The organism is Aeromonas sp. 9A, assembly GCF_963900955.1.
In the GTDB taxonomy this organism is placed as follows: Bacteria; Pseudomonadota; Gammaproteobacteria; order Enterobacterales; family Aeromonadaceae; genus Aeromonas; species Aeromonas salmonicida.
This window is the reverse complement of record NZ_CAWRFG010000001.1, coordinates 3,208,958-3,221,746: the sequence shown is the minus strand read 5'-3', so window position 1 is coordinate 3,221,746 and position 12,789 is coordinate 3,208,958. Positions and strand designations below refer to the sequence as shown.

Below are 12,789 nucleotides of genomic sequence, written 5' to 3'. Positions count from 1 at the left end.
ATTATAAGTCGGTTTGATGACAAGTCTCCCCCTACCAGGCGAGATAGGTACACAATGAAAAGGGAGAGGGAAGGGATCCGCTCTGCAAGTGGCAGGTCTCGCTGTCTGTGTGCTGATGGAGCCGTCATCATGGATAACTTTATTGCCGGTTTGCCCAAGCTGGAGTTGCACCTGCATATAGAGGGGTCACTCGAGCCGGAGCTGATGTGTATGCTGGCCGCCCGCAACGGGGTGGCGCTGCCCTGGTCCGACGTGGGGAGCGTGCGTGCCGCCTATGAATTTGACTGCCTGCAATCTTTCCTCGATCTCTACTACCTTGGCGCCAGCGTACTCATCACAGAGCAGGATTTTTTCGATCTCACCTGGGCCTATCTCAAGCGCTGCGCCGCTGACAAGGTGGTGCATGTGGAGATCTTCTTCGATCCGCAAACCCACACCGCCCGAGGCATCCCCTTTGCCACCGTGCTGGGGGGCATAGAACGGGCGCTGCAGGCGGGGGAGCGGGAGCTGGGTATCAGTTGGCGGCTTATCATGAGTTTTCTGCGTCATCTGAGTGAAGAGGCAGCGTTCGCCACCCTGGATGACGCCATGCCTTTTCTCACCCGCATTCACGGCATTGGTCTCGATTCGGGGGAGAAGGGCAATCCCCCCGCCAAGTTTGCCCGGGTCTTTGCCCGTTGTCGCGAGCTGGGGCTGCCGGTGGTGGCCCATGCAGGCGAAGAAGGGCCGGCCGAGTATATCTGGCAGGCCATCCATGAGCTGCAGGTACGCCGCATCGATCACGGGGTGCGCTGCGTCGATGATCCCGACCTGCTGCGTTATCTGGCCGATACCCGGTTGCCGCTCACCGTCTGCCCCCTTTCCAATACCCGTCTGAGAGTATTTGAGCGCATGGCCCATCACAATGTGCTGACCCTGCTGGAGCAGGGGCTGTGCGTCACCATCAACTCCGACGATCCCGCCTATTTTGGCGGCTACATGGCAGCCAACTTCCACGCCCTGGCCCATGATCTTGGCGCCAGCATGAACCAGCTTTGCCGCTTGTCGCTCAATGCCGTCGAGGCGAGCTGGCTCAGTCTGGCGGACAAGGCGCGGCTGACCCGGGAAATAAGAAGCTACGCCGCCTGTTACGGCGTTGCCCTCTACTGACGCCTGGCTCGCTGGCGCCACACCCCAAAAAAACGCGCCCGCATCAATAGCGGGCGCGTTTTATTGTGCGGCTTTGTGACCGAGGTGGGCGGCTTGCCAGTCTCAGGCTGACTGCGTCTCGGCTAGCACTTGATAGGTCGGGTAGTCGGTCAGTCCCTTCTCATCGCCGCCAAACAGGGTCGCCGGATCGTGGGGGGCGAGGGGGTAGCCGTGGCGCAACCGGTTCGGCAGATCCGGGTTGGCCACGAAGGGACGACCAAAGCCAATCATGTCGGCCCAGCCCGCCTTGAGGGCGGCACGCGCCCGCTCACCGTCATACTTGCCTGCATAGATGAGGGTGTTGGGGAAGGCATCTCGCAACCCCTGCTTGAAGTTTTCCGCCATCAGGGGCGCATCGTCCCAGTCCGCTTCGGCGATATGCAGATAGGTGACGTCCAGTTCACCCAGCAAGCGAGCGGCGGCCAGATAGGTCTCTTGCGGGTTGGCATCGACGGTGCCGTTGAGGGTGGTGAGCGGTGCGAGCCGCACTCCGACCCTGTCCGCCCCGATTTCGGCACTGACCGCTTGTGTCACCTCTTTGAGGAAACGCAGGCGATTTTCCAGCGAGCCACCGTAGTTGTCGGTGCGGGTATTGGACTCGGAGTCGAGGAACTGGTTGATGAGGTAACCGTTGGCAGCGTGCAGCTCTATGCCGTCAAAGCCGGCGTTCAGGGCATTGCGAGCCGCCTGGCGGAACTGGCCTACTACCGCATCTATGTCGCTCTGGGTCATGGCGCGCGGGGTTGTGGTCTCGACAAAACCGGGAGCATCGCTGCCGTTATCGACAAATACCCGCACCCCTTCTGCTCTGATGGCAGACGAAGAGATGGGCTGGGCCCCGCCGATATTGTCAGTATGCGTGACGCGGCCCACGTGCCAGAGCTGGGCAAAGATGGTGCCCCCCTTGGCATGGACTGCATCGGTCACCCCCTTCCAGCCCGCTACCTGCTCGGCGCTGTGGATCCCGGGGGTCCAGGCGTAGCCCTTGCCCAGCGGGTCTATCTGGGTGCCTTCGCTGATGATGAGGCCGGCCTCTGCGCGCTGGGCGTAATAAGTGGCCATGATGGCATTGGCCACGTCACCGGGCTGGCTGGCACGGGAGCGGGTCATGGGGGGCATGACGATGCGGTTGTTAAGGTGCAACTGGCCCAGACGCAGCGGGCAGAACAGGTTGTCGTGGCTCATCTTGTGTTCCTCATGGTGGATTGAGGCCACTTTAGCCCTGCTTTTATTTGTGAAAAAGAGGGGTAATTGCAGAAAAGAATTGCACTTTATGCAGCAATCAAGCGTCAAGCAGCAAACAGCCATAAAAAGAGGGCCGCTTGGCCCTCTTTTTGGGTTGGTCGTGCGGTTCGTGTGATCAGGGGGTCAACGGTGTGACGCGCACCCGTTCGATGCGACGCTCGCTGACTTCGATCACCTCGAAATGCAACTGCTGCAATTGCAGCTGCTGGCCCGGAGTCGGCAGTGTGCCGAAGTGGGAGAGCAGCATACCCGCGAGCGTCACGTATTCATCGCTGTCACTCACCAGCCCCTCGTATTCCAGCACCTGCTCCACATGGTGGATGTTGGTACTGCCATTGATGAGCCAGCTCTCGCCATCAGGCACCATGTCCGGGGTTTCGTCTTCATCAGGCAGCTCGCCGACGATTGCTTCCAGCAGATCGTGGGTGGTCACCAGCCCCTGGATGACACCAAACTCGTCGGCGACCAGAATGAGGCTGCCTTTGGCCTTGCGCAGCTCTGCCAGCAAGCGGATCACGTTAATGGTCTGGGGCACGATAATGGGGTCATTCTGTTTGGCCAGCTCGGTCAGGGACTGCCCCTCGTTGAGAGCAAACAGCAGATCCCGCGCCTTGAGCACGCCTATGACCTCGTCCAGATCGCCGTCACAAACCGGGAACAGACTGTGGGGCTCCCGCTGCAACACGGCACGGATCTCTTCGACCGAGTCATTGACGTCGATCCACGCCATGTCGGAGCGAGGGGTCATGATGGTGCGGATGGATCGATCGGCAAGGGACAGTACCCCTGTCACCATGTAGCGCTCCTCTTCCCCGAAGCTCAGCGGTTGAGGTGTCGGTGCATCCAGGTCATCATCCGGCCTGTCCTGATACGCTTTGCTGCCCATCAGTTTGAAGATGGCGGCCGTGGTGCGCTCGCGCAGGGGCAACTTGGCCTCATGACGCTCTGCGCTGCGCTGGGACAACTGGTTGAAGAACTCGATAAGCACGGAGAAACCGATGGCCGCGTAGAGGTAGCCCTTGGGAATGTGGAAGCCAAATCCTTCCGCCACCAGGCTGAAGCCTATCATCAGCAGGAAGCTCAGGCAGAGCACCACCACTGTGGGGTGGGCGTTGACGAAGCGGGTCAGCGGCTTTGACGCGAGCACCATCACCACCATGGCGATGGTGACGGCCGCCATCATGACCCAGAGATGTTCCACCATGCCCACAGCCGTGATGATGGAGTCCAGCGAGAAGATGGCATCCAGCACCAAGATTTGTGTGATCACCACGCCAAAGCTGGCATAGACGCCGACCGGGCCATCTTCTGGCTGTTTGGATTCCAGCCGCTCATGGAGCTCGGTGGTGGCCTTGAACAGCAGGAACAGGCCGCCGCCCATCAGAATGAGATCCCGACCGGAGAAGGCAAAATCACCGAGGTGAAGGATGGGGGTAGTCAAGGTGACCAGCCATGACATCACGCTGAGCAGGGCCAGGCGCATCAGCAGCGCCAGTGACAGGCCTATGATACGGGCACGATCCCGCTGGGCGGGGGGCAGTTTTTTCACCAGGATAGCGATGAAGACCAGGTTGTCTATCCCGAGCACGATTTCCAGAATGATCAGGGTAAACAGACCAACCCAGATGTGGGGATCCAGCAGCAATTCCATGTAATGACCTCAATAAATACAGACAGAGCGGGTATCAGTCACGGCAACAGGGGCCGCGGCAGTGCAAGGCAATGGCGTTATTCAGAGGCGCTGATGAAGCAGGTAAAGACAGAGTTTGACAGGAAGAAACGAAAGGTAACTTCGGGGGTTGTCCATGATGGGCAATAAAACCTCGGGTTAAAAATGAGCCCTGATGATAGCGAGAATCGGCGCTTTGGCAAGAGCAGGGCGATGAAGATGTGATGACGCAGGGGAGGCAGCCTGGCTGCACTCCCCCTGTGGGTCGTTACAACCAGCGTTTTTCGCGAGTGAAGCAGACCGAGAGCCAGGCATCCCCCAGGGTATCTCCGAGGCGTGACCAGAGCTCCTGGCGCAGGGCATCCTGGCGCTCGACAGGCCACTCCTGCCCCGGTGCCACCAGTATGTTCAACTCCAGATCGAAGCGACGGCCGCTCTTGGCCAGATGGCTGTAGCACTCGATTCCATGGCGCTGGCGCAGGGCTTCAATCTCGCTGGCGACCCGCTGGGATACATCTCCCTTGGGGGCAATCTTCAACACCTCTCGCAGATTGCGGCCGAGCACCTTGATGGGAATGAGGGTGGCGCACAGGGCCAGCAGAGAGACCAGCATGGGGTCTATGTAGCGGTTGTATTGACCATGGCCCATGGCATCGAGGCCCATGGCGACCAGAAAGCCCACCAGCAGGGTGGCGCTTAAAATGGTGTCGACCAGCCACTCTTCGGAATCGACGCGCACCAGCTCCGAGTTGAAGCGCTTGGCCATTCGCGCCTCGACAACATAGATAAGTGCACACAAGAAGGTGGAGATGGCGGCGCAGATGAGGGCATGACCGAGATCTATCTCGCGACCACCGGCCAGCAGGGAGGTGATGCCGCTGTAGAGGGCACCGAGACAGAGCAGCAAAATGATGATCCCGTTGATGACGTTGGCAATGGGCTCGAAGTGAGCATAGCCATACTGAAAGCGGTCATCGGAGGGGCGGGTAACCAGATAGGCGGTAACCAGACCAAGGCCTGTCATGCCCATGCTGAACAGGCTGAAGATGCCATCGAGCATGATGGCGTGGGAGCCAACCAGCAGACCATAGCCAATCCCGAAGATGGCAAAGGCGATGCTGCCGAACAGTGACAGGGTCAAGGCCTGTTTCTCTGTGGTAATAAACGTACTGATAACATGGCTGTGGTGAGCCATAACAATCCTCCTTTCAAATGGTGAATATTGCCAAGCGCAAGCGGTTTTCTAGCTGATATACTGCCCGCTCACATGTGAGCAGACTGGCCCTGATACCCGCAAAGAGGCAGCCAGGGCAGTCTTTGTCGCCGGAGTACCGGCATCAAGCAAAGGATGGGAACAAGGATTCATGATCCCGAGACTCGATTACCAGGACAGTTTGTCACCTACAACCCTGCAGTTTCTTGAGTTGCTGGCGCGATCAGCATTTCGTGGTGATATCGAAAAGTCTTATGCAAGCCGGTTGGCGATGGCGACGGATAACAGCGTCTATCAGGTCGTACCTCAGGCGGTGCTCTATCCGCGCAGTGCGGATGACATTGCAGTGATGTTCAAGTTGGCACGGGGGCCCGAGTACGCAGCCTTGAGTTTCTTCCCTCGCGGCGGCGGTACCGGCACCAATGGCCAATCCCTGGGCGGCGGCATTATCGTCGATCTCTCCCGCCATATGAACCAGGTCATGGAAATTAATCTGGAGGAGGGCTGGGTGCGCGCTCAGGCCGGGGTGGTCAAGGATCAGCTCAACGCCTACTTGAAACCCCACGGTTATTTCTTCTCGCCGGATCTCTCTACTTCCAATCGTGCCACTCTGGGCGGCATGGTCAATACCGATGCCTCCGGGCAGGGGTCGCTCGTCTACGGCAAAACCTCGGATCACGTGCTGGGCCTCAAAGCCGTGCTGGAAAACGGCGACATCATGGCGACCGAGCCGGTGAACGGCCAGCGCCTGGCGGACAAGCTGGCCCTCGAGAGTCGGGAAGGGGAGATCTACCGCACCCTGTATCGCATTGGCCGCGAGCGCCGCGCCGACATCGAAGCCACTTTCCCCAAGCTCAACCGTTTTCTGACCGGTTACGATCTCAAGCACCTCTATGCCCCCGACACCGACACTCTGGATGTGAGCCGGGTATTGTGCGGCTCGGAAGGCTCCCTGGGGTTCATCACCGAAGCCAGGCTCAATATCACACCCATCCCGCGTTACCGGACCCTGGTCAACGTCAAGTACGACAGCTTCCCCTCGGCCCTGCGCAATGCCCCTTTTATGGTGCAGGCGCAGGCCTTGTCGGTGGAGACGGTGGATTCCCGCGTGCTGGGACTGGCCCGGGCCGACATCATCTGGCATTCGGTCAAGGCGTTCATTGAGGACGTGCCCGGCAAGGATCTGCAAGGGCTCAATATCGTCGAGTTTGCCGACACCGACGAACAAGAGCATCAGGCCAAGGTGGCTGAATTGTGCCGGCGCATCGACGGACTGCTGGCGCAAGGGGAGGCGGGTGTCATCGGCTATCAGGTGTGCAGTCACCTGCCGAGTATCGAAACCATCTACGCCATGCGCAAGAAGTCGGTGGGGCTGCTTGGCAACGCCGAAGGGCGTAAAAAACCGGTGGCTTTCACCGAAGACACTGCCGTTCCCCCTGAGTCGCTCGCCGATTTCATCATGGAGTTTCGCGCCCTGCTCGACGGCCACGGCCTCGACTACGGCATGTTCGGCCACGTCGATGCGGGGGTATTGCACGTGCGTCCCGCGCTGGACTTGTGCGACCCCGAGCAGGAGGTGCTGCTGCGGCGCATCTCGGATCAGGTGGTGGCGCTCACCGCCAAATATGGCGGCTTGATGTGGGGAGAGCACGGCAAGGGTTTTCGCTCCGAATACAGCCCCGCCTTCTTCGGCGAGTTGTGGGAGGAGTTGCAGCGGGTCAAGGGCGCCTTTGACCCCGACAACCGCATCAACCCGGGCAAGATCTGCATGCCTTATGGCAGCGGAGCTTCGCTTGTGTCGGTAGACGGGCCCAAGCGCGGCAAGTTCGACCGCCAGATCCCTATCGCAGTGCGGGAAAGCTATACCCGCGCCATGGATTGCAACGGCAATGGCCTCTGTTTCACCTTCGAAACCGACTCCCCCATGTGTCCTTCGGTCAAGATCAGCAAAGACAGACGTCACTCTCCCAAGGGGCGTGCCGGCTTGATGCGCGAATGGCTGCGCCAGCTGGCGGAGCAGGGCTTTGATCCCCTGGCCGAAGAAGTGGCGCTGCAATCGGGTGGCCTGCGCTTCAAGGTGATCGTCGACAAGTTTCGCAACACCCTGGCCCGCGCCCGTGGCCAGTATGACTTTTCCCACGAGGTGATGGAGGCGATGGAGGGGTGTCTGGCGTGTAAAGCCTGTACCAGCCAGTGCCCCATCAAGGTGGATGTGCCCACCTTCCGTGCTCGTTTCATGCAGCTCTACCACAGTCGCTATCTGCGGGGCCCCAAGGATTACTTCGTCGGTACAGTGGAGAGCTATGCGCCGCTGCTGGCCAAGGCGCCGAAACTGGTCAACTTTTTCCTGGAAAAAGAGTGGGCCCAGAAGGCGACCGAGAAGAGCATCGGCATGGTGGATGTGCCCTTGCTCTCGGTACCGACCCTGGCCGAATCCCTGCACGACAACAAGGCGCGCTATTTCGACCTGCCGGGCCTTGAGGCCATGAATGCCGAGCAGCGTGCCAGAGTGGTGCTGATCGTGCAGGATCCCTTCACCAGTTATTACGACGCCCCCGTGGTGCGGGACTTGGTGAAACTTGCCAGCAAGCTTGGGCTGCAACCCTATCTGCTGCCATTCAAGCCCAACGGCAAGCCCCAGCACGTGAAGGGGTTCCTGCGTGCCTTCGCCCGCACCGCGGCCAACAGCGCCCAGTTCCTCAACAAGATAGCGGCGCTGGGTATTCCCATGGTGGGAGTGGACCCTTCTCTGGTGCTCTGCTATCGCGACGAATATGCCAAGGCCCTCGGCGCGGCCCGTGGCGATTTTCAGGTGTTGTTGCCCCAGGAGTGGCTGCTTTCTCTTCCGGCCGACACCCTGCCCCTTGCCAAGCCCACCGCGGATGTCGATGAAAAAGGAGAGGCTGAGCCCTGGTATTTGTTTGCCCACTGCACCGAGAAGACGGCCAAGCCCTCGACTCACGGTGACTGGGGCACCCTGTTCAGCCGCTTCGGTGCTCGTATGGAGCCTGTCTCTGTGGGTTGCTGCGGGATGGCCGGTACCTATGGCCACGATGCAAAACAGGTGGAGAACTCCAAGGGGATCTATGGTCTCAGCTGGGCAGAGCCTCTGTCGAGGTTGCCCAAAGATCGCTGTCTGGCTACTGGTTATTCGTGTCGTAGTCAGGTCAAGCGGATGGAGGGGGAGAAACTCAAGCATCCGCTGCAGGCGTTGCTGGAACTGCTCTGATGCTGACTTTTCCCAAGCGGTTTCGGGTGCCGCAAGCCTACCGGCACCCGCACTTCCTGCTGTTGCCAGCCACCCCGGCCCAGGCCGTGGTGGAGTTTGTGGCCATGCAGCGTGAACGGGAGCAGCTTCATCAACTGTTTCGCCCCCAGGATGTCTGGCCCTCTGACCAGTTCAGCCTGAGCCAGCACGAAGGGGATCTGGAGTGGCAGCAGTCGGAGTTTCTGGCCAAGCGCTCGTTCGCCTATGGCCTCTGGAGCCCTGATCGGGAGCCGCAATTCTGGGGTGGGGTTTATCTCTACCCATCGGTGCTGCCGGAGGTGGCGGTGGAGCTCTTCTTCTGGAAGGTGGCCGAGGCGCCCATTACGGATGAGGAGCTGGAAACGCAGCTGCGCGACTGGCTCGCCAGGGTGTGGCAGTGGCCAGAACTCCGTCTGCCGGGGCGAGAGGTGCCGTGGGCCGAGTGGCCCGGAGTCACCTATCCCTGGTGACGCAAGGTGGTTGCCAAGATGCCCCGATCGGGGCATCTTTTTTTCTTTGTCTTTTTCGCCGACACTGCTCGCGTCCAACCCATTGATTACATAAGGAGTCTGCTCGCCATGAGTCAAGAAAACGCCCCCATCTGGCGCAAGCCCATCAGTCTGGAGGGGCTCAATGCCACCTCTCGCAACACTCTGATGGCCCATCTCGATATCCTCTATACCGGCTTTGGCCCGGACTGGCTGGAAGCGACCATGCCGGTGGATCACCGTACCCATCAGCCCCTTGGCATGCTCCATGGCGGTGCGTCGGTAGTATTGGCGGAAACGCTGGGATCGCTGGCAGCCAACATGGCGGTGGGACCAGATAGCTACTGCGTGGGACTGGAGGTGAACGCCAACCATCTGCGCGCCAAGCGGGAAGGGGTGGTCACAGGGCGCTGCTCGCCCCTGCATCTGGGGGCAAGGACCCAGGTGTGGCAGATTGAGATTCGGGATGAACGTGGGCGTTTATTGTGCACCAGTCGGTTGACCATGGCGGTGCTCAAACACAAGCGGGACAAGGACTCCAGCGGGGAGTGACCAGCAATAACGCACCAGTAGTGCAAAATAAGCAAGCCATAGTCGCGAGATCCCTCTATAATTGCCAACGTCTTGAGAGGCCTATCACATTTTTCAAGACAGCAGAACAAAGTGGCGCTATAATCGCCGCCTTTTTGCTATTCCGCGGTGCTTAGCCGCCTGCCTTAATCTGGAAGAATCTATGTCTGATACCGAACAACTGCCCCTTTTTAGTGAGCTTGGACTGGCCGCGCCTGTATTGAAAGCGCTGCAAGACGTGGGCTATGAGCGCCCGTCACCGATCCAGGCCGCAGCAATTCCCCACCTCATGGCGGGACACGATCTGCTGGGGCAGGCGCAAACCGGTACAGGGAAGACCGCTGCTTTTGCCTTGCCTCTGTTGTCTCGTCTGGAAGCTGGTAACCGCAACACCCAGGTTTTGGTGCTGGCTCCGACCCGTGAACTGGCCCTGCAAGTTGCCGAGGCGTGCCAACGTTACGCCAAGCACATGCCTGACTTCCACGTCTTGCCCATCTACGGTGGCTCCTCTTACGAAACCCAGACCCGCGCCCTGCGTCGTGGTGCCCAGGTTGTCGTGGGTACTCCTGGCCGTGTGATGGACCTGATCCGTCGCAAGAACCTGGATCTTTCCGGTCTGAAAGCTCTGGTGCTGGACGAAGCTGATGAAATGCTGCGCATGGGCTTCATCGATGACGTGGACTGGATCATGGAACAGTGCCCGAGCACCCGTCAGGTTGCTCTCTTCTCTGCCACCATGCCGGACCAGATCCGTCGTGTTGCCCAGAAGCACCTGAAGCAGCCCAAAGAGATCAAGATCGTCTCCAAGACCTCCACTGCACCGACCATCCGTCAGCGCTACTGGCAGGTAACCGGTCTGCACAAGCTGGACGCCATGACCCGTCTGCTGGAAGTCGAACCGTACGAAGCCGTACTGGTCTTTGTGCGTACCAAGAACGCTGCCGAAGAGCTGGCTGGCAAACTGGCCGCTCGTGGCCATGCTTGTGAAGCGCTGCACGGTGACATCCCGCAGAAGCTGCGTGAGCGTACCGTTGACAAGCTGCGTCAAGGCCAGCTGGATATCCTGATCGCCACCGACGTAGTCGCCCGTGGTCTGGACGTCGAGCGTATCACCCACGTGGTGAACTACGACATTCCTTACGATACCGAATCCTACGTTCACCGTATCGGCCGTACCGGTCGTGCTGGTCGCAAGGGTGAGGCCATCCTGTTTGTTGCCCCCCGTGAGCGTCGTATGCTGCGCGCCATCGAGCACGCCACTCGTCAGGCCATCGAGCCGATGAAGATGCCGAGCACCGAGGACATCAACCAGCACCGTATGACCAAGTTCAAAGAGCGCATCCGGGAAACCATGATGGGCGAAGAGCTTGAGCTCTATCTGAACCTGGTGAACGAGCTGATCGAAGAAGATTCTGCCGATCCGCTGGAACTGGCTGCCGCCCTGGCCAAGCTGGTTCAAGGTGATCAACCGCTGCTGCTGGATGACTCCATCCCTGAGCCGCAGTTCAGCAGCAATGATCGTGGTGGTCGTGATTTCGAACGCCGTGACGGTGGCAGTGATTTTGCTGACCGTGGTGATCGTCCTGCCCGTCGCATGCCGTCCCTCGAGCCGCGTCCGTTGAAAGACAACCCGGATGTCGAGATGGAGCGCTACCGCGTAGACGTGGGTGCCCATCACGGTGTCAAGCCGGGCCAGATCGTGGGCGCTATCGCCAACGAAGCGAACATCGAGAGCCGTTTCATCGGCAACATCGATATCGCTGATGACTTCTCCACCGTCGACCTGCCCAAGGGCATGACCGCCGATGTACTGGAAGTGATCAAGAAAGCCCGTGTTTGCCAGCGTCCGCTGATGATCACTCGCTACACAGAGGTGCCGGCTGGCAGCAATACTGCCCCCCGTCCGCCCCGCAGCGATCGTCCTTTCAACAAGGATCGCCGCCCCAGCGGTGACCGTCCGTTCAACAAGAGCGGGGAGCGCCGTGAAGGTGGCTTCAACAAGGATCGCAAGTTCGGTGGCAACAAGCGCCGCGACAGCTAAGTCCTGATTGCATTGATAAAAAGGCCGCTCATCGAGCGGCCTTTTTTGTTCAGGATTTTTTATGCGCATCGAACAGCGTATCGATTTTTCTCGCTCGGCCTAATGGCTCTGTTTACATCTTTTAGGCTTTGTTTCTCTGAGCTTGTCTCTTCTCCGTCGTTGTCACTGCCTGTCATCTTAGCGTCATTCAAATCCACTCAAGCTGACATAAAACCTGACTACCTTGATGACCATCAATGGGCAGGGTTGCCCGAATCTGTCAATGGAGAGAAAGAGGCGTGATGAATCCTGTTATACGAGTCGAGGGTCTCAGCAAGAGCTTCCATGGCAAGCCGGCGCTCCATAATTTGAGTCTGATAGTGGAGGCCGGTGAGATGGTGGCGCTGATCGGTGCATCAGGCTCCGGCAAGTCAACCCTGTTGCGCCATCTGGCTGGACTGTGCCACGCCAACAGCGGGCCGGGTAGTCTGGTTCGGGTACTGGATCGCCAGGTGCAGCAGCAAGGCAAACTGAGCCCCCGCGTTCGCCAGGTACGTGCAGATATCGGTTATATCTTCCAGCAGTTCAATCTGGTGGGACGGCTGAGTGTGCTTCACAACGTGCTGCTTGGCACCTTGGGCAGGATCCCCCGCTGGCGAGGCTCTCTGGGGCTCTTCAGTGCAGAAGAGAAAGCCGATGCCATGCAGGCACTGGCTAGAGTCGGGCTGGCTGAACTGGCGATGCAGCGGGCTTCCACCCTCTCTGGCGGCCAGCAGCAGCGTGTTGCTATCGCACGGGCTCTGACTCAGCGAGCCGAGGTGATCCTGGCCGATGAACCTATCGCATCGCTGGATCCCGAGTCGGCCCGCAAAGTGATGTCCATTCTGGCAGACATCAATCGCCAGGATGGCAAGACTGTGGTGATCACCCTGCATCAGGTTGACTACGCCATGCGTTACTGCCAACGCGCGGTGGCCCTCAAGGGCGGGCACATTCACTTTGATGGTCCCATCTGCGATCTGACCCAGATGCAGCTGGACTCTCTTTATGGCGCAGCGTCCTACGACAGCGTCAATATTCTCTCCGAAGTTGCCTCCTCCAGGCATGAGTCCGGTTTGACCGAGGCTCTGGCCTGATCCTGTTTAGTGT

At 59.4% G+C, this 12,789-nt stretch carries 9 protein-coding genes; 6 read left to right on the top strand and 3 right to left on the bottom strand.

What is annotated here, in order from left to right; translation table 11 throughout:
* Positions 1 to 129: 129 nt before the first annotated feature.
* Complete coding sequence (locus AACX78_RS14890; RefSeq protein WP_159166670.1) at positions 130 to 1,149, top strand: adenosine deaminase; 1,020 nt, start codon at positions 130 to 132, stop codon at positions 1,147 to 1,149.
* A 102-nt stretch (positions 1,150 to 1,251) separates the two neighbouring features.
* Here the strand turns inward: AACX78_RS14890 and AACX78_RS14885 are convergent, their stop codons facing one another.
* The 3 genes from AACX78_RS14885 to AACX78_RS14875 form a co-directional block, all read right to left on the bottom strand.
* Positions 1,252 to 2,373 (bottom strand): alkene reductase, encoded by a 1,122-nt coding sequence (locus AACX78_RS14885; protein ID WP_159166669.1) that lies wholly within the window; start codon positions 2,371 to 2,373, stop codon positions 1,252 to 1,254.
* 175 nt (positions 2,374 to 2,548) lie between these two features.
* The gene (locus AACX78_RS14880) at positions 2,549 to 4,084 is read right to left on the bottom strand and encodes a TerC family protein (protein ID WP_159166668.1); all 1,536 of its coding nucleotides are present in this window, start codon (positions 4,082 to 4,084) and stop codon (positions 2,549 to 2,551) included.
* Between the two features lie 286 nt (positions 4,085 to 4,370).
* The gene (locus tag AACX78_RS14875; RefSeq protein ID WP_099992763.1) at positions 4,371 to 5,297 is read right to left on the bottom strand and encodes a cation diffusion facilitator family transporter; all 927 of its coding nucleotides are present in this window, start codon (positions 5,295 to 5,297) and stop codon (positions 4,371 to 4,373) included.
* A gap of 169 nt (positions 5,298 to 5,466) precedes the next feature.
* Between AACX78_RS14875 and ydiJ the strand changes: the two genes are divergently transcribed.
* The 5 genes from ydiJ (at position 5,467) to phnC (ending at position 12,776) form a co-directional block, all read left to right on the top strand.
* On the top strand, positions 5,467 to 8,544 hold the full coding sequence (ydiJ, locus tag AACX78_RS14870; RefSeq protein ID WP_201302864.1) for a D-2-hydroxyglutarate dehydrogenase YdiJ: 3,078 nt from the start codon (positions 5,467 to 5,469) through the stop codon (positions 8,542 to 8,544).
* The gene (locus tag AACX78_RS14865) at positions 8,544 to 9,032 is read left to right on the top strand and encodes a hypothetical protein (protein WP_159166667.1); all 489 of its coding nucleotides are present in this window, start codon (positions 8,544 to 8,546) and stop codon (positions 9,030 to 9,032) included. The genes ydiJ and AACX78_RS14865 overlap by 1 nt, the downstream gene beginning before the upstream one ends.
* 108 nt (positions 9,033 to 9,140) lie before the next feature.
* Positions 9,141 to 9,602 (top strand): hotdog fold thioesterase, encoded by a 462-nt coding sequence (locus tag AACX78_RS14860; RefSeq protein WP_159166666.1) that lies wholly within the window; start codon positions 9,141 to 9,143, stop codon positions 9,600 to 9,602.
* A gap of 181 nt (positions 9,603 to 9,783) precedes the next feature.
* Positions 9,784 to 11,661 carry a DEAD/DEAH box helicase gene (locus tag AACX78_RS14855; protein ID WP_017412353.1) on the top strand — a complete coding sequence of 626 codons (1,878 nt, stop codon included), beginning with the start codon at positions 9,784 to 9,786 and terminating at the stop codon, positions 11,659 to 11,661.
* A 281-nt stretch (positions 11,662 to 11,942) separates the two neighbouring features.
* A complete protein-coding gene (gene phnC / locus AACX78_RS14850; RefSeq protein ID WP_159166665.1) occupies positions 11,943 to 12,776 on the top strand; it encodes a phosphonate ABC transporter ATP-binding protein in 834 nt (277 codons plus the stop codon).
* Positions 12,777 to 12,789 lie beyond the last annotated feature (13 nt).